At 62.7% G+C, this 25883-nt stretch carries 25 protein-coding genes and 1 pseudogene; 13 read left to right on the forward strand and 13 right to left on the reverse strand.

The features are described from left to right. Window positions 1-192 precede the first annotated feature (192 nt). The 5 genes from ACCAA_RS19175 to ACCAA_RS19195 are packed head-to-tail and all read right to left on the reverse strand — an operon-like array spanning window position 193 to window position 4219. The gene (locus ACCAA_RS19175) at window positions 193-453 is read right to left on the reverse strand and encodes a YfhL family 4Fe-4S dicluster ferredoxin (RefSeq protein WP_186408857.1); all 261 of its coding nucleotides are present in this window, start codon (window positions 451-453) and stop codon (window positions 193-195) included. 31 nt (window positions 454-484) lie between these two features. After that, window positions 485-988, reverse strand: a complete 504-nt coding sequence (gene coaD / locus ACCAA_RS19180) for a pantetheine-phosphate adenylyltransferase (RefSeq protein WP_425394504.1) — start codon at window positions 986-988, stop codon at window positions 485-487. Further along, window positions 975-1541: a 16S rRNA (guanine(966)-N(2))-methyltransferase RsmD gene (gene rsmD / locus ACCAA_RS19185; protein WP_186408904.1), complete on the reverse strand. Its 567-nt coding sequence runs from the start codon at window positions 1539-1541 to the stop codon at window positions 975-977. The genes coaD and rsmD overlap by 14 nt, the downstream gene beginning before the upstream one ends. Window positions 1542-1545: 4 nt before the next feature. Continuing rightward, window positions 1546-2841 carry a M16 family metallopeptidase gene (locus ACCAA_RS19190; RefSeq protein ID WP_186408858.1) on the reverse strand — a complete coding sequence of 432 codons (1296 nt, stop codon included), beginning with the start codon at window positions 2839-2841 and terminating at the stop codon, window positions 1546-1548. Between the two features lie 10 nt (window positions 2842-2851). After that, complete coding sequence (locus ACCAA_RS19195) at window positions 2852-4219, reverse strand: M16 family metallopeptidase (RefSeq protein WP_245754688.1); 1368 nt, start codon at window positions 4217-4219, stop codon at window positions 2852-2854. A gap of 107 nt (window positions 4220-4326) precedes the next feature. Here ACCAA_RS19195 and ftsY point away from each other — a divergent pair, with 107 nt between their 5' ends. The 4 genes from ftsY (at window position 4327) to rpiA (ending at window position 7697) form a co-directional block, all read left to right on the forward strand. After that, complete coding sequence (ftsY, locus tag ACCAA_RS19200) at window positions 4327-5319, forward strand: signal recognition particle-docking protein FtsY (RefSeq protein ID WP_186408860.1); 993 nt, start codon at window positions 4327-4329, stop codon at window positions 5317-5319. Then, complete coding sequence (locus tag ACCAA_RS19205; RefSeq protein WP_186408861.1) at window positions 5316-6005, forward strand: cell division ATP-binding protein FtsE; 690 nt, start codon at window positions 5316-5318, stop codon at window positions 6003-6005. The genes ftsY and ACCAA_RS19205 overlap by 4 nt, the downstream gene beginning before the upstream one ends. Then, entirely contained in the window at window positions 6002-6901 is a 900-nt protein-coding gene (gene ftsX / locus ACCAA_RS19210; protein WP_186408862.1) for a permease-like cell division protein FtsX, read from the forward strand. The genes ACCAA_RS19205 and ftsX overlap by 4 nt, the downstream gene beginning before the upstream one ends. A gap of 97 nt (window positions 6902-6998) precedes the next feature. Next, window positions 6999-7697, forward strand: coding sequence for a ribose-5-phosphate isomerase RpiA (rpiA, locus tag ACCAA_RS19215; RefSeq protein ID WP_186408863.1), 699 nt, complete (start codon window positions 6999-7001; stop codon window positions 7695-7697). Here the strand turns inward: rpiA and ACCAA_RS19220 are convergent. The 4 genes from ACCAA_RS19220 to ACCAA_RS19235 all read right to left on the reverse strand — a co-directional run bounded on the left by ACCAA_RS19220 (window position 7676) and on the right by ACCAA_RS19235 (window position 11928). Beyond that, window positions 7676-7948: an oxidative damage protection protein gene (locus tag ACCAA_RS19220; RefSeq protein ID WP_186408864.1), complete on the reverse strand. Its 273-nt coding sequence runs from the start codon at window positions 7946-7948 to the stop codon at window positions 7676-7678. The genes rpiA and ACCAA_RS19220 overlap by 22 nt on opposite strands. 114 nt (window positions 7949-8062) lie before the next feature. After that, the gene (gene argA / locus ACCAA_RS19225) at window positions 8063-9382 is read right to left on the reverse strand and encodes an amino-acid N-acetyltransferase (protein WP_186408865.1); all 1320 of its coding nucleotides are present in this window, start codon (window positions 9380-9382) and stop codon (window positions 8063-8065) included. 1 nt (window position 9383) lies between these two features. Then, on the reverse strand, window positions 9384-11120 hold the full coding sequence (gene pap / locus ACCAA_RS19230; protein WP_186408866.1) for a polyphosphate:AMP phosphotransferase: 1737 nt from the start codon (window positions 11118-11120) through the stop codon (window positions 9384-9386). Continuing rightward, window positions 11113-11928, reverse strand: a complete 816-nt coding sequence (locus ACCAA_RS19235) for a 16S rRNA (uracil(1498)-N(3))-methyltransferase (protein ID WP_186408867.1) — start codon at window positions 11926-11928, stop codon at window positions 11113-11115. The genes pap and ACCAA_RS19235 overlap by 8 nt, the downstream gene beginning before the upstream one ends. Here ACCAA_RS19235 and ACCAA_RS19240 point away from each other — a divergent pair. The 5 genes from ACCAA_RS19240 (at window position 11927) to ACCAA_RS19260 (ending at window position 17514) form a co-directional block, all read left to right on the forward strand. After that, entirely contained in the window at window positions 11927-12478 is a 552-nt protein-coding gene (locus tag ACCAA_RS19240; RefSeq protein WP_186408868.1) for a thioredoxin family protein, read from the forward strand. The genes ACCAA_RS19235 and ACCAA_RS19240 overlap by 2 nt on opposite strands. A 63-nt stretch (window positions 12479-12541) precedes the next feature. Next, window positions 12542-13354: an inositol monophosphatase family protein gene (locus tag ACCAA_RS19245; protein WP_186408906.1), complete on the forward strand. Its 813-nt coding sequence runs from the start codon at window positions 12542-12544 to the stop codon at window positions 13352-13354. A 50-nt stretch (window positions 13355-13404) separates the two neighbouring features. Beyond that, window positions 13405-14496: an iron-sulfur cluster carrier protein ApbC gene (apbC, locus tag ACCAA_RS19250; protein WP_186408869.1), complete on the forward strand. Its 1092-nt coding sequence runs from the start codon at window positions 13405-13407 to the stop codon at window positions 14494-14496. A 100-nt stretch (window positions 14497-14596) separates the two neighbouring features. Beyond that, on the forward strand, window positions 14597-15163 hold the full coding sequence (gene dcd, locus ACCAA_RS19255) for a dCTP deaminase (protein WP_186408870.1): 567 nt from the start codon (window positions 14597-14599) through the stop codon (window positions 15161-15163). Between the two features lie 113 nt (window positions 15164-15276). Next, entirely contained in the window at window positions 15277-17514 is a 2238-nt protein-coding gene (locus ACCAA_RS19260; RefSeq protein ID WP_186408871.1) for an arginine/lysine/ornithine decarboxylase, read from the forward strand. A 117-nt stretch (window positions 17515-17631) separates the two neighbouring features. Here ACCAA_RS19260 and pstC read toward each other — a convergent pair. Beyond that, a pseudogene (gene pstC, locus ACCAA_RS19265) lies at window positions 17632-18569 on the reverse strand (phosphate ABC transporter permease subunit PstC); the annotation flags it as partial. Window positions 18570-18994: 425 nt separating this feature from the next. Here pstC and ACCAA_RS19270 point away from each other — a divergent pair. From ACCAA_RS19270 to ACCAA_RS19285, 4 genes are all read left to right on the forward strand, one after another. After that, a complete protein-coding gene (locus ACCAA_RS19270) occupies window positions 18995-19159 on the forward strand; it encodes a hypothetical protein (protein ID WP_186408872.1) in 165 nt (54 codons plus the stop codon). Further along, window positions 19156-20445 carry a glycosyltransferase gene (locus tag ACCAA_RS19275; protein WP_245754689.1) on the forward strand — a complete coding sequence of 430 codons (1290 nt, stop codon included), beginning with the start codon at window positions 19156-19158 and terminating at the stop codon, window positions 20443-20445. The genes ACCAA_RS19270 and ACCAA_RS19275 overlap by 4 nt, the downstream gene beginning before the upstream one ends. Before the next feature lie 178 nt (window positions 20446-20623). Beyond that, complete coding sequence (locus ACCAA_RS19280) at window positions 20624-21487, forward strand: UDP-2,3-diacylglucosamine diphosphatase (RefSeq protein WP_186408873.1); 864 nt, start codon at window positions 20624-20626, stop codon at window positions 21485-21487. A gap of 66 nt (window positions 21488-21553) precedes the next feature. After that, the gene (locus tag ACCAA_RS19285; protein WP_186408874.1) at window positions 21554-22006 is read left to right on the forward strand and encodes a SixA phosphatase family protein; all 453 of its coding nucleotides are present in this window, start codon (window positions 21554-21556) and stop codon (window positions 22004-22006) included. Between the two features lie 114 nt (window positions 22007-22120). Here the strand turns inward: ACCAA_RS19285 and ACCAA_RS19290 are convergent, their stop codons facing one another. The 3 genes from ACCAA_RS19290 to ACCAA_RS19300 form a co-directional block, all read right to left on the reverse strand. Beyond that, window positions 22121-22849, reverse strand: coding sequence for an esterase family protein (locus ACCAA_RS19290; protein WP_186408875.1), 729 nt, complete (start codon window positions 22847-22849; stop codon window positions 22121-22123). Between the two features lie 116 nt (window positions 22850-22965). After that, window positions 22966-23925 (reverse strand): acetylxylan esterase, encoded by a 960-nt coding sequence (locus ACCAA_RS19295; RefSeq protein WP_245754690.1) that lies wholly within the window; start codon window positions 23923-23925, stop codon window positions 22966-22968. A gap of 20 nt (window positions 23926-23945) precedes the next feature. Then, window positions 23946-25811 carry a pyruvate kinase gene (locus tag ACCAA_RS19300; protein ID WP_186408877.1) on the reverse strand — a complete coding sequence of 622 codons (1866 nt, stop codon included), beginning with the start codon at window positions 25809-25811 and terminating at the stop codon, window positions 23946-23948. Window positions 25812-25883 lie beyond the last annotated feature (72 nt).

Raw genomic sequence — 25883 nt, forward strand, 5'->3', positions numbered from 1 at the left:
CGTGACCACGTCGCTCCAACACCCGTCCCTCCGCATACACGCCCGCACTTTTTGAGAAGTTACTTTTCGGGGGCCAATGCTCATCGACACAGCAAGCCAAGTGTAAAAAATCCCGATACCTGATAGCGGTTTTCGGCCATCAACGGCGGCATCGACAGCGCCGGAAGACCCGCCACAGGCGGCAATTGCGGCTCAGCCGCGCCCCTTGTTGCCGGTCAGCTTCTCGTACTTGACCCACAGCAGCTCTTCGCTCTCCTGATGTGCGGGGTCCTTGGGAATGCAGTCGACCGGACACACCTCGACACACTGTGGGGTATCGTAATGCCCGACGCATTCGGTGCACTTCTTCGGGTCAATCTCGTAGATCTCGGTGCCCTGCGAAATGGCTTCGTTCGGGCATTCTGGCTCGCACACGTCGCAGTTGATGCACTCGTCGGTAATAATCAGAGACATGCTTGCTGTTCCTTCTGTTGGTTCTGTTGGTTCAATTCGTTGAAATTTCTCGTACACGTTTGGCCAGCCGCTCACCGATCGCCGGCTGGACGAACTTGCTGACATCGCCGCCAAGAAGAGCGATTTCGCGAACCATTGTCGACGAGATAAAGAGATACTGCTCAGCCGGAGTCAGGAAGAGCGTTTCCACTTCAGGGTAGAGGTTCCTGTTCATCCCCGCCATCTGGAATTCATAGTCGAAATCAGACAGCGCGCGCAGGCCCCGAATGATCACCTTGGCTCCTTTGGCATGCAGGAAATCCATCAGCAAGCCGTTGAAACCGCAGATTTCAGCATTCGGGTAGGGAGCCAGAATCTCCTGCGCCATTTCAACTCGCTCAGCGAGCGAGAAGAACGGTCTCTTCGGCTGACTCTCGGCGATGGCCACGATTAGCCGGTCGAAGAGACAGGCCGCGCGCCGAACGAGATCCTCATGACCCTTGGTCATCGGGTCGAAGGTCCCTGCATAGATTGCTACCCGCTTATTCAGCGCCATCCGCCTCGCCTCGCCGCATCAAGTGATAGAAAACCTGCCCAGCCCGGCCATGGCGCACCGTTCGCCAGCTCCCGCAGTGCTCCAGCGCATGTTCGGCCTCGGCATAGACGACGCCATCCGCAGCCAGAACGTTTGGCACCAATGGCGCCAGCCGGTCGATCCAGCCGTGGTGAAACGGCGGATCGAGAAACAGGACATCGAAACGCAAGCCGATGGAACTGGCGAATCTTACCGCATCGGCGCGCACAATCTCCAGGCGCTTCTCCGCGCCGAGAACGCTGGCGTTATGCTCGAGCGCTGCCAGCACCGGCGGCGAATTGTCCACCATCACGACCCTCGCCGCGCCGCGCGAAGCGGCCTCGAAACCCAGAGCACCACTGCCGGCAAACAGATCCAGACACGACAGACCGCTCAAGTCCTGGCCGAGCCAGTTGAACAGGGTCTCGCGTACACGGTCCGGCGTCGGCCGCAATCCCGGCACCGCGGGAAAACGCAGGACGCGTCGCCGCCAGTCGCCGCCGATGATCCGAACCGCGTTCAAGGTGTCGTGCAGGATCTTATTCCCCGGCGACTACGACGGTCACCAGATGCTCGGCCTGAACATGGCGCGCAAACGCCGCCTTGATGTCGGCCACCGTCACCTTGTCGATGTTGTTCGGGTAGTGGTCGAGATAATCGAGCGGCAGCCCATAGAAGCCGATCATCGCGACATTCTCCAGCAGCTTGCGATTGCTGTCGAGGCGCAAGGGAAAGCTGCCGATCAGATTTTGCTTCGCCGCCTGCAACTCGGCCTCGCTCGGCCCCTGCGCCAGGAAGGTGGCGAGCACTTCGCGGGCCACCTTCAGGGCATCGTTGGCCTGCGCCTTCTTGGTTTGCATGCCGATCTGGAAGGGCCCCAACTGGGCCAGCGGCTGGAAGTAGCTGTGCACGCTGTACGCCAGGCCACGCTTGTCACGCACCTCTTTCATCAGGCGAGAGACAAAGCCGCCACCGCCCAGCGAATAGTTGCCGACGACCAGGGGAAAGAAATCAGGATCGCCACGTTTGAGCGCCGGCAGACCCAGCAGGAGGTGCGCCTGCACCGCCGGATGGGCAATCCGCTGCTCGCCGGCAGGCGGCAATTCCGGCACACCGATGCCGGTCATTAGCGGACCGGACGGCAGACCGGTAGTCAGGTATTCGGCCGCCCGTTCGGCCTGAAGACGCGACAGATCGCCGACAATCGTCACGGTAGCTCTCTGCGCCGTGTAATTCGCGCCATGAAAAACGAGCACATCCGCTCGCCCCAGCGCGCTCACCGACTCTGGGGTCGCCTGCCTGCCGTAGGGATGCGACGGGTACATCGCCGACCAGAAGGCCCGGCTGGCAATCGCATCGGGACGCGTCAGCGACTCTTTGAGAGCAGCCAGCGAGCGCGCCTGCTCGCGGTCGAAAACCTCGGACGGGAACTGAGGACTGGCCAGTATGGCGCGCAGCAGGTCGAGCGCCGGGACACGCTTGTCAGCCATCGACAGCGTACGCAGCGAGACCGAGGCCCGATCGAGATCGACGCCACCTGACAGTTGGGCGCCGAGATCCGCCATCCGGCTGGCAATCTGCGTCTCGTCCATTCCCGCGACACCAAGGTCGAGGAGCGCTCGGGTCAACTGAGCAACCCCCTCTTTCCCCTCGGCTTCATGCGACGCACCGGCAGCAAAATCGACCTGAACGTCGACAATCGGCAGCGTATGGTTCTCGACAAAAAGGACGCGCGCCCCCGAGGATGTTTGCCAGAGATCGATTTTCGGGCCCGCCTGGGCCAGTTGCGCGACCAGGGCGAGGCACAAGAGGGTGAGCAGCTGGCAAGGATTCATCAACCGGATCTCAATGGCGGGGGGCGAAAGGCGAGCGAGCGCGTGGCGCGGCAGGCAAGGGCTGCGGGTCGAGTTCGGCGACCGTCAACTGCTCATCGCGAAAGTACTTCCTGGCCACTGCCTGGATCTGCTCGGCAGTCACCGCCTGAAGCTTCTCGATGATGCGCGGGTGCTGCGTGTAGGGAATCCCGACCGACTCCAGTTGCCCAATCTCCATGGCCTGGGCGAACATCGAATCAAGCTTGTAGATCTGCCCGGCAATCAGTTGCGCCTTGGCGCGCGCGAGTTCATCAGCAGCCACCCCGTTTTGCTGTACGTCGGCCACTTCGGCACGCAAACCTGCCTCGAGTTCGGCGCGCGTTCTCCCCTCACTGGGCGAGCCGTGCAAGTAGAACACGCCCGGACCACGCGCAGTGGAACGGTAGCTGGCCGTCGCCTCGACCGCCAGACGCTGCTGGCGAACCAGATTTTTCGAAAAACGCGCCGCTTCGTGACCGGAGAGAACCGCCGACAGCATTTCAAGCGCATAGGGATCGACGTCCCGGTCGACATCGCGGATCACCGGCACCTTGTAAGCCATCGTCACCACCGGCAGGTCTGCCGGCGCCTTGACGGTCAACCGGCGAATGCCGACCTGCGCGGGCTCGTCCTGTGGTTTCCTGACCGGCAAGGGGCGCGCCGCCAGAGAACCGTAATGCTGCTCGGCAAGCTGAAAAACTGACTCGTGCTCGACGTCACCGACCACAACGACATACGCATTGTTTGGCGCGTACCATTGGTCGTACCAGGCGCGTGCGTCCTCGGCGGTCATGTTCTCGAGGTCGTTCATCCAGCCAATGACCGGTACGCGATACGGATGCGCCTGAAAGGCAACGGCGGTGAGTTGCTCGAAAAGCAAGCCTTGCGGTTGATCTTCGGTGCGCAACCGGCGCTCTTCCATGACCACCCTGATCTCCTGCGCGAACTCCTGGGCATCAAGGGTCAAATGGCGCATGCGATCCGCTTCGAGCTGCATCATCTCGGGCAGCTTCTCCTTCGGCACCTGCTGGAAGTAAGCGGTGTAATCGCGGCCGGTGAATGCGTTGTCCCGCCCACCGGCGGCGGCCACGCGGCGGCTGAACTCGCCGGCACCGGCGGCGGGCGTGCCCTTGAACATCATGTGTTCGAGGACATGCGCCACGCCTGTGGTGCCGTTTTTCTCATCCATGCTGCCCGCCCGGTACCAGACCATGTGCGCTGCCGTCGGCGCGCGCCGATCCTCCTTGACGATGATCCGCAAACCGTTCGTCAGTTGGCGTTCGTAGGTCTCGGCGGGCAGCGCCACCGGCGCTAGCAGCGCCAGCAAAAGAGGAATCAGTCTCGCGTGACGCATGGGCATGAATAGCTTCTGGCAAAGCTTCTGATAGAATTTGAGGTTGTCGGGCAAATGTGCCGGCATCTTACCACTGCCAGCCCACCTGAGCGCCTTTCAGACACGGAAGCACCATGTTTGGTTTCCTGAAGAAATCCCCTGCCCCAAACCCCACGGCCACCGACCCGGCCGTTGCCGAAACCGTGGCGACCTCGGCTGCCGCTTCATGGCGGCAGCGGCTCAAGTCCGGTCTGGCCCGCACGCGCGCCCAGTTCGGCGGCAAACTGAAAACTCTGTTCTCGCGCGGCAAGGTCGACGACGAACTGCTCGAAGAGTTGGAGGCCCTGCTGCTGACCAGCGACGTCGGCCTCGATGCGACCGAGCACCTGCTCTATCAACTCAAGATGCGCGCCAAACGCGACAAGATCGACACCCCGGAAGCGATACAGAGAGCGCTGTCGGAAACAATGTACGACCTCCTGCTGCCGCTGGAGGAAGCGCTCGACCTTTCCTCGCACCGCCCGTTCATCATCATGATCGCCGGCGTCAACGGCGCCGGCAAAACCACCTCGATCGGCAAGCTGGCAAAGCATTTTCAGGCGCAGGGACGATCGGTTCTGCTGGCGGCCGGTGACACCTTCCGGGCCGCGGCGCGCGAGCAACTGCAGACCTGGGGCGAACGCAACAATGTGAGCGTCATTGCCCAGCAATCCGGCGACCCGGCGGCGGTCATTTTCGACGCCATCGCCGCCGCCAGAGCACGAGGCATCGACATCGTGCTCGCCGATACTGCCGGCCGCCTGCCGACCCAGTTGCACCTGATGGACGAAATCGCCAAGGTGCGGCGGGTCATCCAGAAAGCCGATCCGACCGGCCCGCATGAAACGCTGCTGGTACTCGACGCGACGCTCGGCCAGAACACGCTGCAACAGGTGATGGCCTTCGACAAGGCGATCCAGGTCACCGGGCTGGTACTCACCAAGCTCGACGGCACGGCCAAGGGCGGCATGGTCGCCGCGATCGCTCGCCAGTGCCCGAAGCCGGTTCGCTTCATCGGCGTCGGAGAAGGCATTGACGACTTGCGGCCTTTCAAGGCCCGCGATTTCGTAGACGCGCTGTTCGAGTGATTTCCGCCAACGCCGTCACCAAGCGTTACCCGGAAGGACGCGAAGCGCTCAGGAATGTGAGCTTCGAAATCACTGCCGGCGAACTGGTTTTTCTCACCGGCCACTCCGGCGCCGGAAAATCGACCTTGTTCAAATTGCTGGCGGCCATCGAACGGCCGACCTCGGGCAGCATCGTGATCAATGGCCAGAACCTCGCTGCGCTACGCAGGAATGCCCTTCCCTACCTGCGCCGCAAGCTCGGACTGATTTTTCAGGATCGCAAGCTGTTGTTCGATCGCAACGTGCTCGATAACGTGCTCTTGCCGCTGGCCATCGTCGGCCACCCAGCCAAGGACGCTCTGCGCCGGGCGCAGGCAGCGCTCGCCAAGGTAGGCCTGCCCGATCGCCAACAGGCCTTCCCGATTACCCTCTCGGGCGGCGAGCAGCAGCGGCTGGCGATTGCGCGTGCGGTGGTCAATCGCCCGGCCATCATTCTCGCCGACGAACCCACCGCCAACCTCGATACGGCGTCGGCAAACGATATATTCGACATCTTTCACTCCTTTCAGCGGGTCGGGGTGACCGTGCTGATCGTCACCCACGACGCGTTCCGCGTGCACGATCTGAGGCCAAGGATTCTGCGCCTTGACCAGGGCGAAATGACCGAGCAGAACGAGAATCAGTCCCCACAGGGTGCCGCGCAGTGAGGGCTAGGCTCGCCCAGCACCTGGCCGCCCTGCGCGACGCGTGCCGTCGCCTGGCCGTGGCACCACTCAACACACTCCTGTCGCTGCTGGTTATTGGTGTCGCGCTGACGCTGCCGACAGCAGGCTGGCTGGCGGTCGACAACCTTCGCGAACTGGCCGGCGATACCCCCGGGGTGCAGCAGATCAGCGTCTTCCTGGCCATCGAGGCCGGCAAGCGTGAAGTGGGCGACATCGAGTCACGGCTCGAGGAAGCTCGGGCAGGAAACTGGCACTTTGTCCCACGCGAAGAGGCGCTCAAGCGCCTGCAGGCCTCTGAGGGGATGGCCGAGATCGTTGCCAGCCTGCCGAAAAACCCGCTGCCCGACGCCTTCGTGGTCACCCCGGCCGATACGCAACCGGAGTCGCTCGAGCGCCTGGCGACGACATTCGCCGCCTGGCCAAAAGTGGCGCACGTACAGCTCGACTCGGCGTGGGTCAAGCGTTTCGACGCCCTTCTCCGCCTCGGCAGACTGGTCGTCATGCTGCTCGCCGCGCTCTTTGCCGGCGCGCTGGTGACCATCACTTTCAACACCATCCGCCTGCAGATCCTCGCCCAGGCGGCCGAAATCGAGGTCACCAAACTGATCGGCGCCACCGATGCCTACATCCAGCGACCACTGCACTACTTCGGCATGCTGCAAGGCGCTCTCGGCGGGCTATGTGCCGCCGCGCTGGTCAGCGCCGGTTTGCACCTGCTGACACCGTTGGTAGGCGAACTGGCGAGGCTCTATGGCGGTCACTTCGTGCTGCACAGCCTGTCAGTCAACGACATCGTCGTGCTGGCAGCGATCGGTGGCTCCCTGGGCTGGCTAGGGGCCAAAATATCCGTGCTCATTCATCTGCGCCGCTTCGCCTGACGGGGTTGCGCATCAAGTCCGCTTGGCGAGTCTCGACTGTGATCGCAGCTCGCTGTTCGCTACAATGGCAGCTATCCATCCCCAGCAGAGACTACCGATGACTCAGGACGAACAGAAGCAGGAGGTGGCGCGCGCGGCGCTCGCCCACGTGGTTGAAGGAGAAATCGTCGGTGTCGGAACCGGCTCGACGGCCAACCATTTCATCACCTGCCTGGCCGAAATCAAACATCGCATTCGCGGCGCGGTAGCCAGCTCAGAGGCCACCCGAAAGCGGCTTGAAGCCCATGGCATCACGGTTTTCGATCTCAACGCGGTGGATGAACTGCGGGTGTATGTGGACGGCGCCGACGAGATCAACGCAGCCATGCAGATGATCAAAGGGGGGGGTGGCGCACTGACGCGCGAGAAGATCGTTTCGGCCGTCGCCCGGAAATTCGTCTGCATTGCCGATGCGGCCAAACTGGTGCCCGTCCTCGGCCATTTCCCGCTGCCCATCGAGGTCATTCCGATGGCCCTTGGCCACGTCAAACGCGAACTGGCAAGGTTCGGCGGCACTCCGGTCGTTCGTCCGGGGTTCGTGACCGACAACGGCAACCTGATCGTTGACCTCGGCGGACTGATGATCGCCGATCCGGTCCAACTGGAAACAGCGTTGAACCAGATCGTCGGAGTGGTAAGCAACGGCCTGTTCGCCTGCCGTCCGGCGGATGTCTGCCTGCTTGGGACGGCCAGTGGCGTACGCACGCTGACCGCCGCTGAGCAGCCGCCAGCCAGTCAGGCGCCGGGCGGCACGTAGCCCTGCACCTTGTCGGCGCCACTACCGAAGAAGTGTCTTTCCAACTGCTCGGCCAGATACTTGCGGTGCGCGGCATCGGCCAGGTTGAGGCGATTCTCGTTGATGATCATGGTCTGCATGCGCACCCATTGCTGCCAGGCTTCCTTGGAGACCGATTCGTAAATCCGCTTGCCCAAGTCGCCCGGATAGGGCGGGAAGTCCAGCCCTTCAGCCTCGCGACCCAGCTTTACACAATTCACCATTCTTGCCATGCAATCCACTCCTTAATGACTTCTTGACCAATCTGGATTTCTTGCGACGGTCGATCAGCGATTGCCGTTCGCTTCCCGCGATCGACCATGATCTGCAGCCGTACCGCCAGAAAACTACATCTCTTTCATCAACACGCTTGAACGACGTTGCAGGTTGTACACCAGTCGCTTCTCGGTCGGTAGCTCATCGACCTGACGCACGGCGAAACCACGCTCCCTGAACCACTGCGAAGTGGCCGTCGTGAGTACGAACAGGCGCTTGACGCCCGATGCACGGGCGTTGGCCTCGACACGTTTCATCAACAGCGCGCCGTATCCCCAGCGGCGATAGTGCGGATGTACGGCCAAACACGCCAGTTCGGCCTGCTCCTCACCGTAAGGGTAGAGGGCGGCACAGCCGACAATGACGCCGTCGTGCTCAACCACCGAGAAGCGTGTGATCTCACGCTCGAGCAATTCGCGCGATCGTCGGACCAGGGTGCCGTCTTCCTCGAGAGGCTCGATCAGCGCCACCAGGCCACCGATGTCGTCGGGTCGCGCATCGCGCAACTGCTCAAGCGACTCGCGGGTGATCACCGTGCCGACTCCGTCACGCGTAAAGAGTTCGCGCAGCAGTGTGCCGTCCTCATCGTAGCCGATCAGGTGCACGCGGCCGACACCGGCGCGGCTGGCGCGCGCAGCACACGGAAGATAGCGCCTGAGGTCGGTCGATAGCCAGTCGCCCAGACTGATCAACCGCTCGGCAGCCTCCACCGTCAACTCGTCCAGCAGTGCGCCGTCGATATCGGTAGCCCCTTGGCTGTCAGTCAGGAAAATGAGCTTGTCGGCCAGTAGCGAGGTAGACACCGCTTCGGCGACCTCCTCCATGGCCAGATTGAAGATCTCGCCGGTCGGGCTCGATCCGATACACGACAGCAGAACGATGTTGCCGAGGCCGAGCTGCGCGCGGATGCCTTCGCCGTCGATCTTGCGCACCTGACCGGAGTACTGCAGATCAACCCCATCGACCACACCGACCGGCTTGGCGGTAATGAAGTTGCCGCCGACGACACGAATCGTGCTGTTGGCCATGGGCGTATCGGCGAGCCCCTGCGAAAGCAGGGCCTCGATTTCAACGTAGATGCGGCCCACCGCATCGATCACGCAGTCGAGTGCCGGCGCATCGGTCACCCGATAGTTGCCGTGATAGACCGACGGAACTCCCCTGGCGCGTTGCAACTCATCGATCTGCGGTCTCGCTCCGTGTACCAGCACCAGGCGCACACCGAGCGCGGCGAGCAGGTTGACGTCGTACGCCAGCGTACGCGCCAACTGCCCGGCGATCGCCTTGCCACCAAAGGCGATGAGAAAGGTCTTGCCACGAAACAGATTGACGTACGGTGCAACCGATCGGAACCAGGCAACGAAGTGGGCAGAACGAAAGTCGTCGGACATGTTACGCGGCGGGTCTGGCCTTCTCTCTGGTCTTGCCGGCTTTCGCTACCTTGGTTTCTTTAGCTGCCGCGGCTTTTGCTTCCTTCGCTTCCTTAGCGGTCTCGGCTCTTGCCTCCTTCGCTTCTTTCGCCTGGTCGGCCGTGGCCTCGGTGGGGGCCCCACCAGACTTCGCGTCCTTGAGATCACCGTCCTTCGACTCGTTCGCTGCCTCTGCCTTCACGCCGCGTACCGGGATGGCTTTCACGTCTTTCATTGGACTGAGCTTGAGTTCCTTTTCGATGCGTTCGCAGATCGTCCGCAAGACCTTGATGCGCGCAAAGTACTTGTCGTTGGCCTCGACGAGCGTCCATGGCGCGGTTCCGGAACTGGTCCGGTCAACCATGTCGCAGACGGCATTATGATAGGCACCAGCCTTCTCGCGGTTGCGCCAGTCTTCCTCGGTAATCTTGTAGCGCTTGTGCTCGATCTGGCCGCGCTCGTCGAAACGCTTGAGTTGCTCCTCATCGCTGATCTGCAGCCAGAACTTGATGACAATGCCGCCTGCCCGCCAAAGGTCATGCTCGAAATCGTTGAGCTCGGCGTAGGCGCGCAACCAGTCGGCATCGCTGCAGAATCCCTCGACCCGCTCGACCAGCACGCGGCCGTACCACGTGCGGTCGAAAATGACCGCTCGGCCAAGGCGCGGCATGTGCCGCCAGAAACGCCACAGATAGGGTTGCGCGCGCTCCTCTTCGGTCGGCGCGGCGATCGGCACGATCTGGTACTGCCGGGCGTCCATCGCCGAAGTGATCCGCCGAATGGCACCGCCCTTGCCAGCCGCATCCGAACCTTCAAATGCGAGAATCAAGGCCCGCTTGCGGAAATCCGGATGACGCATCAGCTCCGACAGGCGTCCCTGCCAGGTGGCAAGCTCCGTCTCGTAGACCTTTTTGGCCAGACTTTGCGCCATGTCCAGAGAACTCAGCACGTCGAGACGGTCGATTCGGGGTGACAAGGGGGGGGCCACCGGCGAATTCTGGTCGCGCGTGTCGGCCAAGCGCTTCTGTAGAGAATCGAGGATGGTCTTGCCGATGGTCAGCGACCGGTAGCGGTCATCGGTCCCTTCGACGATGATCCACGGTGCCCAGGGCGTATTCGACGTGCGCAGCAGGTGACCGGCAACTTCCTGTAACTTGTCGTAGGTCTTCAGGCGATCCCAACTCGCCTTGGTGACCCGCCACCTGGTCAGCGGGTTCGCTTCGATTCCCTTTAGCCGCTCGCGCTGCGCATCCTTGGAAAGGTGGATCCAGAACTTGAGCACCAGCGCGCCTTCGTTCACCAGCATCGCCTCGAAGCGATTGAGCTCGCCCATGCGCTGGTCGAAATCGGATCGCGAAAGGTCGTTGCTGATCCGTTCGGCGATCGGCTGCGAATACCAGGAACCGGAAAAAATCCCGGTTCGTCCTTTCGGCGGCAGCGCTCGCCAGTAGCGCCACATCGAGGGACGCGCGCGCTCTTCGGCGGTCGGCGTATAAAAAGCGTGTGTGGACATGTAGCGCGGATCCATCCACTCGTAGAGAGTGTTGATGGTTTCGCCCTTTCCCGACCCGTCGACACCGCTGATCAGAATGACCACCGGAAAGCTGCCATTCTCGCGCAACTGGTCCTGCGCTTCGAGCAGTGCGGCGCGCAACTTGGGCTCCTCCGCACGGAACGTTTCCTTGTCGATCTTGTGTCCCAGCTCTGCTGATTCAAACATCAGTAGTTCCCTCCTTCAAGTCACCCCACAAAAACTGGATAGCTGCCAGGGCAGCCAGGCCAGCCGTCTCGGTACGCAGAACACGTGGCCCGAGACGCACGGACAGAAAACCGGCCAACGCCGCCATCTGCATTTCCTCAGGCGCCAGCCCACCCTCGGCGCCGATCAAGAGTTCGACGCGCCCGTCCGCAATGGGTCCAGGCAGCATCGACAAAGAGTGCCCTGCTGCCGGCACCAGCATCAGGCGCAGCGCACCCCGCTCCGCCGCCCGCGCCAGCCAGTGTTCAAGGCTCTCCGGAATGGCCACTTCCGGCAGTCGGTTGCGCCCACACTGTTCGCAGGAAGCAGCGACAACACCGCGCCAGTGCTCGACCCGGCGCAAGGCGCGCTGATCTTCAAGACGCACCACACCGCGCCGCGAGATCACGGGAACGATGCGATCGACGCCGAGCTCGACGGCCTTCTGCACCGTCAGATCCATTCTATCGCCGGCCTGCAGCGCCTGCACCAGGGTGATCGAAAGCGCCGATTCCCGCTCCGTGGCCAGCCAGGCCAGAACCTCCACGCTGACCCGCGCAGGCTCGATGCCGGCTATCCGGGCCGAGTATTCTCCACCGGCGCCAGTGAACAGTGTCAGCCCGTCGCCGTGACGCAGGCGCAGAACCTTGACCGCATGGTGCGCGACCCGTTGCGGCAAATCGACACGTGCACCGACCGCCAGCGGCATCGGGCAATGGAAGCGGGGACCATTCACCGTGGTATTATAGGAGCTTACCCGATTGATGTGTTTGGAGACAAGGCTTGGCATGGCACTGACCCCCCCCGTTTGTGACTTTGGCTGGCGGGCCGTCGACTTCGAACTCGAAGATACCCAGGGCGCGCGGCATTCGCTCTCCTCGCTGTGCGGTCCGAACGGGCTGCTGCTGATGTTCATCTGTAACCACTGCCCCTACGTGAAGGCGATCATCGACCGCATCTGTCGCGACGCGCGCGACGTGCAAGCGATGGGTATCGGCGTCGCGGCCATCATGAGCAACGATCCGGCCGACTACCCCGAGGATTCCTTGGCCAACATGCAGCGCCTGGCAAGACAACTGGACTTCTCCTTCCCCTACCTGTACGACTCCACGCAGGACGTCGCACGCCGCTACGGGGCCGTTTGCACGCCCGATTTCTTCGGTTTCAACGGCAAGCTGGAACTGCAATACCGCGGCCGTCTCGATGCCAGTGGGCGCATGCCGGCAGCACCTGATGCGCGACGCGAACTGGTCGCCGCGATGCAACTGGTTGCCGAAACCGATCGCGGGCCGGACGAGCAGGTGGCCAGCATGGGCTGCTCGATCAAGTGGCGCGTCTGATTGGCGATGAGCGATCCCCAGCGCACGACCCAACCGGCGATTGCCGACAGCGAACTTAAACGCATGCTCGACGCCACCGTCGCGCTGGTCCGCGAGGTCGCGCAGCGCGAGATCATGCCGCGCTTCCTGCGCGTCAGTCACAGTCAGCGCAAGGACGACGGCTCCGTCTGTTCGGAGGCCGACGTGGCGGCGCAGCATTTCCTGGTTGATCGACTGAAGAGGATTCGCCCCTGCCCGCTGATCGGGGAAGAAATGACTCAAGCGGTACAGGAGGCCAGTTGGCAGGAGGGCCGGAGCGACGACCTGGGGCTGTGGTGCATCGATCCGATTGACGGAACGACCAATTTCATCAACGGACTTCCCTTCTTTGCCGTCTCCATCGCCTGGATGCAGGCACGACGAGCGCGACTGGCGGTCACCTATAACCCGATCACCGACGAAATGTTCTATGCCCGCGAAGACCACGGCGCCTACCTCAATGGCCGCCGCCTGCCGCTGCGACAGGTTAACGCAGACATCCAGCGCGCCGTGGGTGGCGTCGACTTCAAACGAATTCCCAAGCACCTGGCTGACCAGATCGCCGTCAACCCGCCTTTCTACTCGCAGCGCAATTTCGGCAGCTCGACTCTCGACTGGTGCAACCTCGCCGCCGGCCGACTGGACCTCTACCTGCACGGCGGCCAGATGCTCTGGGATTACGCCGCCGGCAGCCTGATCCTGCGCGAGGCCGGCGGCCATATGTGCACGCTGGAGAACGACGATTATGAAGCAGACGATGTGTGGCGCCGCCCGGTCATCGCCGCACTGCACCCGGCAGTTTTCGCAGCATGGCGAAACTGGGTGCGTCAGAACAACACTCCGCCCGCCAGCATCTGACCATCGCCAGCGGATTCCGCGTCAGGTATTTACCATAGGAGCTGTGACAGATGGCCGTAACGATTGAAGCCGTGCAGGCGGCACTCAAGGAGTTGATCGATCCCAACACCCGCAAGGATTACCTGTCGACCCGCTCGGCAAGAAACATCAGGGTCGAGGGCGCCGATGTCGCGCTCGATATCGAGCTGGGTTATCCGGCGAAAAGCCAGATCGACGAAATCCGGCGCGCGGTGATCGCGAAACTCCGTACGATCCCGGGCATCGGCAACGTCAGCGCCAATGTTACGGTCAAGATCCTGGCGCACACCGTGCAGCGTGGTCTGAAGCCGCTGCCGGGGGTCAAGAACATCATCGCCGTCGCCTCAGGCAAGGGCGGTGTGGGAAAGAGCACGACTGCGGTGAATCTGGCGCTGGCGCTGGCCCAGGAAGGCGCTACGGTGGGTCTGCTGGATGCCGACATCTACGGCCCTTCGCAGCCGCAGATGCTAGGCCTGGTCGGCCAGAGGCCTGACTCACAGGACGGCGTGTCGATGGATCCCCTGATGGCCCACGGCCTGCAGGCGATGTCGATCGGCTTCATGATCGACATCGATTCACCGATGGTCTGGCGCGGACCGATGGTCACCCAGGCGCTCGAGCAGCTGCTCAAGCAGACCAACTGGCAGGATGTCGACTACCTGGTAGTTGACATGCCACCGGGAACCGGCGACACGCAACTGACGCTGGCGCAGAAAGTACCGGTTACCGGCGCGATCATCGTCACCACGCCGCAGGACATCGCACTGATCGACGCGCGCAAGGGCCTCAAGATGTTCGAGAAGGTCGGCATCCCGATCATCGGGGTCGTCGAAAACATGAGTATCCACGTCTGCTCGAACTGTGGTCATGAAGAACACATCTTCGGCGAGGGCGGCGGCAAGGAGATGTGCCAGGATTACGACACCGAGTTCCTCGGCGCGCTGCCTCTGGAACTGTCGATTCGCGAACTGACCGACTCGGGCAAACCGACGGTAGTCGGCGCGCCGGACTCGCGCGCCGCCGATATTTACCGGACCATCGCCCGCCGTATTGCCGTCAAGGTGGCCGAGCGCGCCAGAGACATGAGCGCCAAGTTTCCCAACATTGTCGTGCAGAATACCTGAGAGGGCAGCCGGAAACCCGCTCTCACAGCAGTTCCTTCCGTTGCCCGGACACCGTAGAATGGGGACCTTTCCTCCCTCAGCGGAATTCGGGTGACCAGCGATGTCGATCAAATCGGATAAATGGATCCGCCGCATGGCGGAACAGCACGGCATGATCGACCCCTTCGAGCCGCATCAGGTGCGCGAGGTCGATGGTCGGCGAATCGTCTCCTACGGCACGTCGAGCTATGGCTACGACATCCGCTGTTCGAACGAATTCAAGTTGTTCACCAATCTCAACTCGACGATCGTCGACCCGAAGAACTTCGATCCGAACTCATTCGTCGAGGTCACCAACGACTTCTGCATCATTCCACCGAACTCCTTTGCCCTGGCGCGCACCGTCGAGTATTTCCGTATTCCGCGCAGCGTGCTGACCGTCTGTCTCGGCAAGAGCACCTATGCGCGTTGCGGCATCATCGTCAACGTGACGCCGTTCGAACCAGAGTGGGAAGGGCACGTGACTCTGGAGTTTTCGAACACGACGCCGCTGCCGGCAAAGATCTACGCCAACGAGGGCATCGCGCAGGTGCTGTTCTTCGAATCCGATGAGGAATGCGAAACCTCGTACAAGGATCGTGGCGGCAAGTACCAGGGTCAGCAGGGCGTCACGCTGCCGAAGATGTGACCCATGCGCAACCGCAGCGCGCGGATGCCGACTGGCCCATCGCCACCGACGGTCACTTCATGGCGCGGCGCTTGCTTCTGTCCTCTCACTCTTGATCTGGTACTGGATTCCCCATGCATTTCGATTTCCCGATAATCATCATCGACAAGGACTATCGTTCGGAAAACAGCGGCGGGCTGGGTGTTCGGGCGCTGGCCAAAGCGATCGAAAAAAAGGGCTTTGACGTCTTCGGCGTGACCAGCTACGGCGACATGACTTCGTTTGCGCAGCAGCAGAGCCGCGCCTCGGCCTTCATCCTGTCGATCGACGACGAAGACTTCAGGCACGGCCGAGCCGAGGAAACCATCGCCGGACTGCGCGCCTTCGTCAACGAGATTCGCCGCCGCAACGAGGATATCCCGATCTTCCTGTACGGCGAGACGCGCACCTCGCGCCATATCCCGAACGACGTGCTGCGCGAGTTGCACGGCTTCATCCACATGTTCGAGGACACCGCCGAATTCATCGGCCGCCATGTGGTACGCGAGGCCAAGGCCTACCTGGAAAGTCTGGCGCCGCCGTTCTTTCGCGCCCTGACGCACTACGCCGAGGATGGCTCGTATTCCTGGCACTGTCCAGGGCACTCGGGTGGGGTCGCTTTCCTGAAGAGTCCGGTCGGGCGGATGTTCCACCAGTTCTTTGGCGAGAACATGCTGCGCGCGGACGTCTGCAATGCGGTCGAGGAACTCGGCCAGTTGCTCGACCACACCGGCCCGGTGGCGGCCTCCGAGCGCAACGCGGCGCGCATCTTCAACGCCGACCATCTCTTTTTCGTCACCAACGGCACGTCGACCTCGAACAAGATTGTTTGGCATTCGACCGTCGCACCCGGTGACGTGGTGATCGTCGACCGCAACTGCCACAAGTCGGTGCTTCACTCGATCATCATGACCGGCGCCATACCGGTGTTCCTGATGCCGACCAGGAACCACTACGGGATCATCGGGCCGATTCCGAAAGAAGAGTTTCGCTGGGAGAGTATCCGCAAGAAGATCGAAGCGCATCCGTTTGCCCGCGCGGTCAAAGCCAAGCCACGCGTTCTGACGATTACCCAGAGCACGTATGACGGGATCCTCTACAACGTCGAAGAGATCAAGGAAATGCTCGATGGCGCGATCGACACGCTGCACTTCGACGAGGCCTGGTTGCCGCATGCCGCCTTCCATGACTTCTACGGCGATTACCATGCCATCGGCGCTGATCGGCCGCGCTGCAAGGATGCGATGATCTTTTCGACGCAATCGACGCACAAACTGCTCGCCGGCCTCTCGCAGGCGTCACAGATCCTGGTCCAGGATTCAGAAGGGCGAAAACTCGACCGCGACGTCTTCAACGAGGCCTATCTGATGCATACCTCCACTTCACCGCAATACGCGATCATCGCTTCCTGCGACGTCGCAGCGGCGATGATGGAAGCGCCGGGCGGCACGGCGCTGGTCGAGGAATCGATTGCCGAAGCGCTCAATTTCCGCAGCACCATGCGCAAGGTCGATCAGGAGTGGGGGACCGACTGGTGGTTCAAGGTCTGGGGCCCGGACGATCTGTCCGGAGAGTCGATTGACGATCGTGCCGCGTGGATCCTCAAACCCGGCGAGCGCTGGCATGGCTTCGGCATGCTGGCGGAAGGCTTCAACATGCTCGACCCGATCAAGGCGACGATCATCACGCCGGGGCTCAATGTGGACGGAGAGTTCGCCGACTGGGGAATTCCGGCGGCGATCGTCACCAAGTATCTCGCCGAGCATGGCATCATCGTCGAAAAATGCGGCCTCTATTCGTTTTTCATCATGTTCACCATCGGTATCACCAAGGGTCGCTGGAACACGATGGTCACCGAGTTGCAGCAGTTCAAGGATGGTTACGACCAGAATCTGCCGCTGTGGAAGGTGATGCCGGAGTTCCTGGCCAAGAACCCCCGCTACGAGCGCCTCGGGCTGAAAGACCTGTGCAAGCAGATTCACGGCATCTATGCGGCCAACGATGTGGCGCATTTGACCACCCAGATGTACCTCTCCGACATGGAACCGGCCATGAAGCCTACCGACGCTTTTGCCCAGATGGCGCACCGCGAGATTGACCGCGTGCCGATCAATGCGCTTGAAGGACGGATCACGAGTACGCTGCTGACGCCCTACCCGCCGGGAATCCCGCTCCTGATCCCCGGCGAGCGCTTCAATGCGACGATCGTTCGTTACCTCCAGTTCGCGCGTGATTTCAATGAACGCTTCCCGGGCTTCGAAACCGACGTCCATGGCCTGGTCAAGGCGATCGTCGACGGCAAGCCGGTCTATTCGGTGGACTGCGTTCGCTGAGTAGCAGGAACCCGGGTTACCACTCCGTGATCATGCTTCAAGCATATCACCTCCTGGTTTTCGGCAGTTGGCAAAGGGCGCGACTGCCTTTCTTTGGCAAGCGACAGACGAACGATTCATGATCGACGAGCCCAAGTGGCTGACCACCAGTGTGATCACCATCGGTACCAGGGAAACGTACATCAGCACTTCGACCTCGGCCGGACGGACTTCGGGAAAATGCAGTGCCAGCAGCGCAGCCAGCGTGTTGGCTGGCGAGAACATCGACAGGCTGATCTGGTTGGAGTTGCCGACCAGCATGGCAAGCGCCATCGTCTCGCCGAGAGCGCGACCAACGCCGAGGGCCAACGCGCCGAAGAGGCCGTTAGCTGCAGTTGGCAGCGTGACCCTGAGAATGGCCTCCCAATGTGTGGCCCCCATGCCGTGGGCGGCCTGCCTGGTCTGCAGCGGCACCGCGCGTAGCGCGTCCTGCGATAGCGCCGCAGTTGTCGGCAAGACCATGATGGCCAGGACGATTACCGCAGGCAGAAGACCCGGGCCACTCAGAGTCGAGTTGAAAAGAGGCAGCCAGGCCAGCGCCTGATGCACGCAGTCGGCCACCGGGCGGATCGCCGGAATGACAAGGATGATTCCCCAGAGCCCGTACACGACGCTGGGAATGGCGGCCAGCAGTTCGCTGATGGTGCGGAACACCGCGGCCAGGCGCGGCGGCAGAAAGTCCTGGGTGAGGAAGATGGCCATCATGACAGCGAAAAAGCCGCCGATCAGCAAAGCGAGCAGCGAACTGTACAGCGTACCCCAGATCGCTGGCAGGATGCCGTATTGCAGCTGGTTGGGGTCCCATACCGTGCCGATGATGAAGCTCGCACCATGCTTGTGGATGCCAGGCACAGCCTCGCCTCCGACCTGCATGGTCAGGGCGACAACCAGCAGGAGCATCAGGAAAAGCCAAAGTGAAAAAGTCCGTGAAAGCCGCGGTCAACCATCAACTGGGTAGAACTCGGCGGTGGGTAAACGGAATCGTCCTGCGGCAGAACGGCACAGGGCTTGTTCATGAGATATGGGTCGGTGCCGGAAAAATGGCGCAGGAGCCCGTCAGATGAAACCTTTCCTGCGCAACGACAGAAGCAGAGGAACCAAGGGCGAGTGCTGCAGTGAAGGTCAGAGCGAACATGAACCGCTTCATCGATCAGACTCCGGTGGTGGTGACGAAGCCATCAGCTTAGTGCCGCATCATTGCAGATTCATGTCGGATTCCTCCGCCGAGACCAGGCGGCTCGAGTTGCCAGGCCGGCACCGTTCTTTCCGCTGCCCTACGGCAGGTTGCGAGCCAAGTCTCGGGAGACTATTCCCGGTAGGCACAACCAGCGCCAGTCGCTGATTCCCGCGTGACCGCCATCGTTCCGTTACCGCGGGGTCATTGATTCGTCACACAGGGTGGCGAGAATGAGGTCTCCCCAGGGCACGATTGGAGACAGTCATGGAACAACAGATCCTCCCGCGCAGCGGCCGGAAGAGCGACAAGGCGGGCTGTCGCCTGGTCTCTGCTCGCAGGGAGGAGGAAATCCGCGAAACAGGGCGCTTGCGCTATCAGGTGTCTGCCGAAGCAGGCTACATGCGCCACTCCGTGGAGGACCAGTCATGACGAAAATCGGATCCGCTCCGCCGGCAACATGTTCGCCGACCACGTCTGGCCTGCGCGTGCTGATGCTCAGTGATGTCTATTTCCCGCGCGTCAACGGCGTCTCGACGTCGATCCAGACGTTTCGCGGCGCCTTGGCCAAACTCGACATCGAGGTCACGCTGGTCGTCCCGGACTACCCCGGCCGGGAGATCGGCGGCGACGAGTGGCGGGTCGTCCGGGTGCCATCGCGAGCGGTGCCGCGTGATCCGGAAGATCGCCTGATGTCACCGGGAATGCTCTATCACCTCGATCGCCTCCTCTCCGGCGCCGCCTTCGACCTAGTGCATGTCCAGACGCCGTTTGCCGCTCACTACGCGTCGCTCCGTTTCGCGCGACAGCGCGGGTTGCCGTGCCTGGCCACCTACCACACACACTTCGAGGAATATTTTTTTCATTACATCCCTCTCTTGCCACGCGCCTGGCTAAAAACCGCTGCGCGCACCCTGGCGCGCCGGCAATGTAACTCGCTCGATGCCGTGGTCGTGCCCTCGGCGCCGATGGTCGACATGCTTCGCGACTATGGCGTCAGCGTACCGCTACAGGTCATTCCCACCGGGCTGCCCGACTCGCAATTTGCGCGCGGCGATGGCATGCGTTTCTGTGTTCGGCATGGCATTGCCCCGCGGCGCCGCGTCGTCCTGTTCGTCGGTCGCGCCGCCCATGAGAAGAACATCGAATTCCTGCTGACCGTCGTTGCCCGTGCGCGGGCCACCAACGCCGAGTTGCTCCTGGTCATCGCTGCCGACGGGCCGGCCCTTCCCGATCTGCGGTCGCGCGCGACAGCACTTGGCCTGGAGGGACACGTGCTGTTCGTCGGCTACCTTGATCGAAACACCGAGTTGCGCGACTGCTACGCCGCGGCCGAGGTCTTCGTCTTCGCTTCGCAAACCGAGACCCAGGGTCTCGTGCTGCTCGAAGCGCTGGCCAGCAGCCTGCCGATACTCGCCATCGCGGCCCTTGGCACGCGCTCGATCGTCGAACCGGGACGCGCCGCCGTGGCCGCAGCGACAACGCCCGATGGCTTCGCGCGGCAATTGGTCGATCTGCTCGCCAACCCGCAGCGGCTCGCTGAACTTGCTGCCGAGGGCGTGCGTTTTGCCCACGAATGGGGTGCCGATCGGCCGGCGCAAGAGTTGGCTGGCCTGTATCGGACGCTGGTCGCTCGCCGGGCCTTGCTTGGCCCACAGTGCAGATCGACCGCGCCGCCTGGCGAAACGCGGGCACCCAACGCGGAAAGCACACCGTGATGCAATGCCCGGATTGTTACCTGCTCCCTCGACAGCCGCCCTTCCTCGTCACCTGGGCACCATGGCAAAGTGGAAAACGCGCCAGCGGCGCAGCCGACAACAGCGTCGGGATGCCGAGCGGCAAGCTGCGAGGGCGCATGGTGCGAGCCACCGTCGCCGACCTGCGAGGCCTGCGTCGATGAGAGTCCGCTCCATCTTCGTTTCCGACGTTCATCTCGGCACCCGCGGCTGTCAGGCCGAGCGTCTACTGGAGTTTCTCCGCGGGCACGACGCGCAATTTCTCTACCTCGTCGGCGACATCATCGACTTCTGGGCGATGAACCGGAGCATCCACTGGACCCCGGCGCAAAACACCGTGGTGCAGAAGATTCTGCGTCGCGCGCGACATGGCGAGCACGTCATGGGGATTCCGGGCAACCACGACGAAGCGCTGCGCGAGTACGACGGCGTCTCCTTCGGCGAGATCCTCGTGCGTCGGGAGCATGTCCACGCCACCGCCGACGGCCGTCGCTTCCTGCTTCTGCATGGCGACGAGTTCGATCAGGTGACACGCCATCACCGCTGGCTGGCGATTCTCGGCGACATCGGCTACAACGTTCTGGTGCGCGCCAATGCGCTGCTCGCGCGCCTGCGCCGGTTCCTGCGGCGCCCGGGCTACTGGTCGCTGGCCGGCTACGCCAAGAATCGGGTCAAGCGTGCCGTCTCGTTCATCTTCGACTTCGAGGACTCGGTGATTCACGCCGTCAAGGCGCGCGGTCTCGACGGCGTGATCTGCGGTCATATTCACTGCGCGACGATCAAGGTCACGGACGGACTGACCTACGCCAACTGCGGCGACTGGGTCGATAGCTGCACCGCCATCGTCGAACACCTCGACGGACACCTGGAACTCATCCACGCCTGGCCGGCAGCGCCTTTGACGGGCCCTCTCGAAGCCGCCGCGAGGCGACCACCTGTGCAGCCGGTCCCCAGCGCAGCATCGGCAAGGATCCTGGAGATGTCGAGCAAGGTTTCGGCTACGCAGAGCTCGGGCCTGGCCTGAGGCCTTCATCGTCATGTCACAAGCGCCGGCTATGCTCGACCCTTTATGGCAAAGGACTCAACGGGAATGGACCTGATCTTGTGGCGGCACGCGGAAGCTGCAGAGGGGACGAACGGAATCGCTGACAGCAAGTGCAAACTCACTGCGCGCGGCAAGAAGCAGGCGCAGCAGATGGCCGAGTGGCTGAAGGCGCAGCGGCTGAGCAAGGTGAGAGTGCTCTCAAGCCCCGCCGAGCGCGCGAAGCAGACCGCACACGCGCTCGACTGGCCCTACAAGGTAAGGGCTCAACTGGCCGTCGACGCCGATACCGCCGACCTGCTCGCTGTCGCCGAATGGCCGGATTACCACGGTGCGGTGATTCTGGTCAGCCATCAACCCGCCCTTGGGCGTCTCGCCGCACTCCTTCTGTCCGGACAGGAAGCGGACTGGACGATCAAGCGCGCTGGCATCTGGTGGTTCAGCAACCGCGTCCGCCGCGACGAAACACAGATCGTCCTGCGCGCCGTTGTCAATCCATAAGCGCCGGCATCGCCACAGCCGGAAGAGCCCGGCGCTGGACTGCTCGTTCCTGCGCACTGCCTAGCGCGAGCGCGGCCAGCGAAGACAAGGCCTCGTGCCGCGCGCCTTCAACGTTCAGACGTAGAGCGGCACCATCCTGCGCCAATGGGATGCGCTGTGGGCGCGGCCCTCCCAGATATGCAGCGCGTGCCAAACGCCCTTGGCCCATAGGGCCGTGCTGATCTGGTGGTTGTTGGCCCGAAACGGGTCGGACTCGCCAACCGCCATCACCACCTCCAACCGCCGTAGGTGCTCCAGAGCGTGCACGTCGTTCAGGTTGGGAATGAAATGGCTGGGGGTGTTGAAATAGACGGCGTCCTCGTAGTGGCCGTCGAGCAGATCACGGAAATGCTCGACGGCTGCGGTCAGATCGTAGCGCCCGCTCAAGGCGACCACTTTGCGGAAGAGATGCGGATGGCGAAACGCCATGTTGGCCGCATGGTAGGCGCCGAAGCTGCAACCATGCGCAATGGTGCAGGGATGGGTATTCTTCTGCGCCATCAGCGGCAGGACTTCGTGGAGGACATACCTTTCGTATTGCAGGTGACGGCGCACCCGGTCGCCTGGATGGCACCAGGAGCAATAGAAGGTCTCGGCGTCAACGCTGTCGAGGCAGAAGAGCTGAAGGTGGCCGTGCTCGAGCTTGTCGCGCAATTCGCTTACCAGTCCCAGATCCTCGTATTCGTGAAAGCGTGCGCAGCGGGTCGGGAAGACCAGCACCTTCGCACCGCCGTGGCCGAAGATCAGCAGTTCCATATCTCGCTCGAGATGCGGGCTGTACCACCTGCAATATTCTCTGTTCATCTGGCCGCTCCGTCAGTAACTGCAAAGGCTTGACACAGGGACTGACGATACAACCCGGCCTTTGCGGCGAGATGAAAGAACGGTGAAGCTTCCGTGACGGTGACTGCCCCGCTGGACTACTGGAAGAAAGCGATCAACGATACCAGCAGGCGCTGGTCCTCGTCCGCCTTGCCCGCGTGCTCGTAGTGGCCGGCTTGCAGGACGAACAGTTGTCGGGGTCCGGCAGTGGCATTGCAGATCGCAAATTGGCCGGGGGGCGGTACGGCCGGATCGAACAGCGCCGGGGCCAGGTGCATCGGGATATGGAGATGACGCGCAGCACTAGCAGCGTCGAAGTAGCGCAGAACGCCAAGCACGTCACCGCAGTGGCGGTGGTAGTGGCGGATCGCTTCGCCACTGCCGACACAGGGCAGGGTCAGGCGCAGCGGATGGTTTCCAAAGGTCGGGACGTTGAGGTGGCCGCTGGCAAAGCGCTCATCCCAGGGCAGCGCCAGCGCGCCGATGCCGCCGCCGAAGCTGATCCCCATGTAATCTAGCCGTGCCATCGTTTCCGGCACCAGTTCATGGAGTGCCGAAGCCGCGCACCAGACGGTGTCGGCGGCACAGCCACCGAGCACATAGCTGCGGCGATCATGGATCCCGCACACGACGTGACGGTTGGCGTCAGCCGGCACCCGCGGATGGGCGCTGCGCGACATGCCGCGGGCGCAGGGGAAAATGGCGGCGGCGTCGCGCATCGGCAGCTTGAGGTCCGGCCCATCGCGCCCACCATAGCCGTGACCGACGACTACGCCACGCCTCACCGGTCCGCTGCGTGGCAGGGTAAGCCAGCCACCAATGCGGCAGGAATCTCGAGACGTGAACTCGATCTCGAACAGGCGCAGGTCGGCCACGGGACTGTGGATCTCGCGACTGACCGGCAGCGGCTGGACGGCCCGCGCATCGCGGCAAAGAGCCTGCCAGAAGGCGACGAAATCGTCCGGCGGCAGCGGCGCCTCAACTTTGTGCAAAGCCTCCAGGTCGTAGCCGTAACGCGGATCGAAATCGAAGTCGTGGGGAAGGTCGGCAGGTTCCATTCGCTGGCCGCCCACAGCGATCATGCCTCCTTGAGTTGGGCGACCGAGAGCTTGCGCAGCGTGGGCTGCTGTTTGACGAAGTGCTGGTCCATGCGCCCAATGATGCCATTCAGGAAGCGGACGGTGTCGACGATGTTGGGGCCCTTGTTGAGCATGGCGCACTCAGCCAGGATGCTCATCGCGGCATCCGAGACCTCAGCCCGCGAGGGTGACCCCTTCTTGGCCATGCCTTCCAGGATCTGTGTCGCCCAGATGACCGGGACGTGCGCCGCTTCGCACAGCCAGAGGATCTCCTGCTGCACTTCCGAGAGCCGCTCGAAGCCCACTTCGACCGCCAGGTCGCCACGCGCGATCATCACGCCGACCGGCGTCGAATGCAGGCCCGCCAGCAGGATGCGCGGCAGGTTCTCGAACGCCTGGCGGTTCTCGATCTTGAGCACCACGCCCAGGTGGCTTGCTCCCAGCCGGTAGAGCTCGTCGTGCAAACGCTCGACGTCCGCTGGCCCGCGCACGAAAGAGAGGGCGACCATGTCGACCAGCTTGACAACTTCCGGCAGGTCTTTGAGGTCCTTGTCGGTCAGCGCCGACATACTGAGCGCCGTGTCGGGGAAGTTGATTCCCTTTTCGGCGCGCAGCTTGGCGCCCTCCGGCCCCGTTTGGGTGATCCTGACCGTGATCCGCTCGCCGTCATTCTCCTTGACGACGCCACCGATCTTGCCATCGTCGAACCAGACGCTCTGCCCAGGCTCAGCCTGCTCGAATGCCGCCTCGAGAGTGCAATGGATGTGCGCCGGTCTGAGCACGCGGCCGTCGGCATCACGCTCGGCCTCAGCCCCCGGCTCGTCGGCACGGGTCAGAATCAGGAGGTCTCCCGGCAGCAGAGCGATGGGATTGATGACCTCGGGAACGCCGACGATGCGACCCTCTCCGAGCGGTTTACCCGCGCGGGTTGCGCTGATCACCGTTCCGTCTTCGACATAGGCCGTTCGCTCAATCTCGGCCAACCAGCACGCGCCAGCAGCCTCGGTGACCTTCAGTTGATGCTCCTGACCACGGGCATCGCTAAAGCCGACCAGGTCACCTGGCGCAAGTTGCGCCAGCAGACCACCCTCGATCCTGAGGGTGAAACGAACATCCTTGGGCGCCGGCACGGTAGCTTCCGCCGGCGTCAGCCAGACCCTCCCGGCGACCACCGGCCGACCGAAAACATCCCGCCTGGGGGCCAGCCTGATCACTCTGCCGCTGGCACGGATCGAACCTGTCCGCAGTTTTGGCCCCGCCAGGTCGGCCTGGATACGGCAGCTTCGCCCGACCTCCCGCTCGGCTCGGCGCAGCTTGTCGACCATCGCGGCCCAGACTTCGGGGCCATCATGGGCACAGTTGATGCGCATCACGTCCATTCCGGCGACCAGCAGATCGTGCACCAGCCGGGCGTCCGACGCCGCCTCGCTGGGCATGGTGACCATGATGCGCACGAAGCGGTCGCGGGGCTCCGGTCCGAGCAATGCGCGGGCGTGATCCCGCAATAGCAAGGGGCCAGTGTGGAAATCGACCGGCGGCTCGGGCGCGGGGCCGAAGCCGCTGTCGGTGAGTTGCTCCAGGATCGCCATGACCGAGTTGAGGCTCGACATGGCATGCGGCTCGAGCACTCCGAGCGACGACAAGCCCAGAGAACCGAGATCCTCCTGGAGACTGCGGATGTCGTGCTGGCGGATACTGAGGTAATGGAGGAAGTTGCGCGCGCTGTTGCGACGGCTGGGCTCGATTCTTCCCAGCTCTGCGGCGTACGACTTCTCCAGCTTGATGGCACCGTCGCGCAGAGCACCGAGTTGGGCTACCAGTCGCTCCAACTGGCGAGGCGCGAGCTGCGTGGTTTGCGTGGTCATTGCGGGGATACCTGGAAGTCTGGTGGTGGGGTGCCAGGACCCCGGTCCAGAGACTATACAAGTCGAATATTG

The sequence above is a fragment of the Candidatus Accumulibacter aalborgensis genome (assembly GCF_900089955.1).
In the GTDB taxonomy this organism is placed as follows: domain Bacteria; phylum Pseudomonadota; class Gammaproteobacteria; order Burkholderiales; family Rhodocyclaceae; genus Accumulibacter; species Accumulibacter aalborgensis.

What these genes read in the sequence shown, in the direction of transcription:
- ACCAA_RS19175 (WP_186408857.1), bottom strand. Translation starts at nt 453, where the DNA reads ATGTCTCTGATTATTACCGACGAGTGCATCAACTGCGACGTGTGCGAG.
- coaD (WP_425394504.1), bottom strand. Translation starts at nt 988, where the DNA reads ATGGCGCTGAATAAGCGGGTAGCAATCTATGCAGGGACCTTCGACCCG.
- ACCAA_RS19190 (WP_186408858.1), bottom strand. Translation starts at nt 2,841, where the DNA reads ATGAATCCTTGCCAGCTGCTCACCCTCTTGTGCCTCGCCCTGGTCGCG.
- ACCAA_RS19195 (WP_245754688.1), bottom strand. Translation starts at nt 4,219, where the DNA reads ATGCCCATGCGTCACGCGAGACTGATTCCTCTTTTGCTGGCGCTGCTA.
- ftsY (WP_186408860.1), top strand. Translation starts at nt 4,327, where the DNA reads ATGTTTGGTTTCCTGAAGAAATCCCCTGCCCCAAACCCCACGGCCACC.
- rpiA (WP_186408863.1), top strand. Translation starts at nt 6,999, where the DNA reads ATGACTCAGGACGAACAGAAGCAGGAGGTGGCGCGCGCGGCGCTCGCC.
- ACCAA_RS19220 (WP_186408864.1), bottom strand. Translation starts at nt 7,948, where the DNA reads ATGGCAAGAATGGTGAATTGTGTAAAGCTGGGTCGCGAGGCTGAAGGG.
- argA (WP_186408865.1), bottom strand. Translation starts at nt 9,382, where the DNA reads ATGTCCGACGACTTTCGTTCTGCCCACTTCGTTGCCTGGTTCCGATCG.
- pap (WP_186408866.1), bottom strand. Translation starts at nt 11,120, where the DNA reads ATGTTTGAATCAGCAGAGCTGGGACACAAGATCGACAAGGAAACGTTC.
- ACCAA_RS19240 (WP_186408868.1), top strand. Translation starts at nt 11,927, where the DNA reads ATGGCACTGACCCCCCCCGTTTGTGACTTTGGCTGGCGGGCCGTCGAC.
- ACCAA_RS19235 (WP_186408867.1), bottom strand. Translation starts at nt 11,928, where the DNA reads ATGCCAAGCCTTGTCTCCAAACACATCAATCGGGTAAGCTCCTATAAT.
- ACCAA_RS19245 (WP_186408906.1), top strand. Translation starts at nt 12,542, where the DNA reads ATGCTCGACGCCACCGTCGCGCTGGTCCGCGAGGTCGCGCAGCGCGAG.
- apbC (WP_186408869.1), top strand. Translation starts at nt 13,405, where the DNA reads ATGGCCGTAACGATTGAAGCCGTGCAGGCGGCACTCAAGGAGTTGATC.
- dcd (WP_186408870.1), top strand. Translation starts at nt 14,597, where the DNA reads ATGTCGATCAAATCGGATAAATGGATCCGCCGCATGGCGGAACAGCAC.
- ACCAA_RS19260 (WP_186408871.1), top strand. Translation starts at nt 15,277, where the DNA reads ATGCATTTCGATTTCCCGATAATCATCATCGACAAGGACTATCGTTCG.
- ACCAA_RS19270 (WP_186408872.1), top strand. Translation starts at nt 18,995, where the DNA reads ATGGAACAACAGATCCTCCCGCGCAGCGGCCGGAAGAGCGACAAGGCG.
- ACCAA_RS19275 (WP_245754689.1), top strand. Translation starts at nt 19,156, where the DNA reads ATGACGAAAATCGGATCCGCTCCGCCGGCAACATGTTCGCCGACCACG.
- ACCAA_RS19280 (WP_186408873.1), top strand. Translation starts at nt 20,624, where the DNA reads ATGAGAGTCCGCTCCATCTTCGTTTCCGACGTTCATCTCGGCACCCGC.
- ACCAA_RS19285 (WP_186408874.1), top strand. Translation starts at nt 21,554, where the DNA reads ATGGACCTGATCTTGTGGCGGCACGCGGAAGCTGCAGAGGGGACGAAC.
- ACCAA_RS19290 (WP_186408875.1), bottom strand. Translation starts at nt 22,849, where the DNA reads ATGAACAGAGAATATTGCAGGTGGTACAGCCCGCATCTCGAGCGAGAT.
- ACCAA_RS19295 (WP_245754690.1), bottom strand. Translation starts at nt 23,925, where the DNA reads ATGGAACCTGCCGACCTTCCCCACGACTTCGATTTCGATCCGCGTTAC.
- ACCAA_RS19300 (WP_186408877.1), bottom strand. Translation starts at nt 25,811, where the DNA reads ATGACCACGCAAACCACGCAGCTCGCGCCTCGCCAGTTGGAGCGACTG.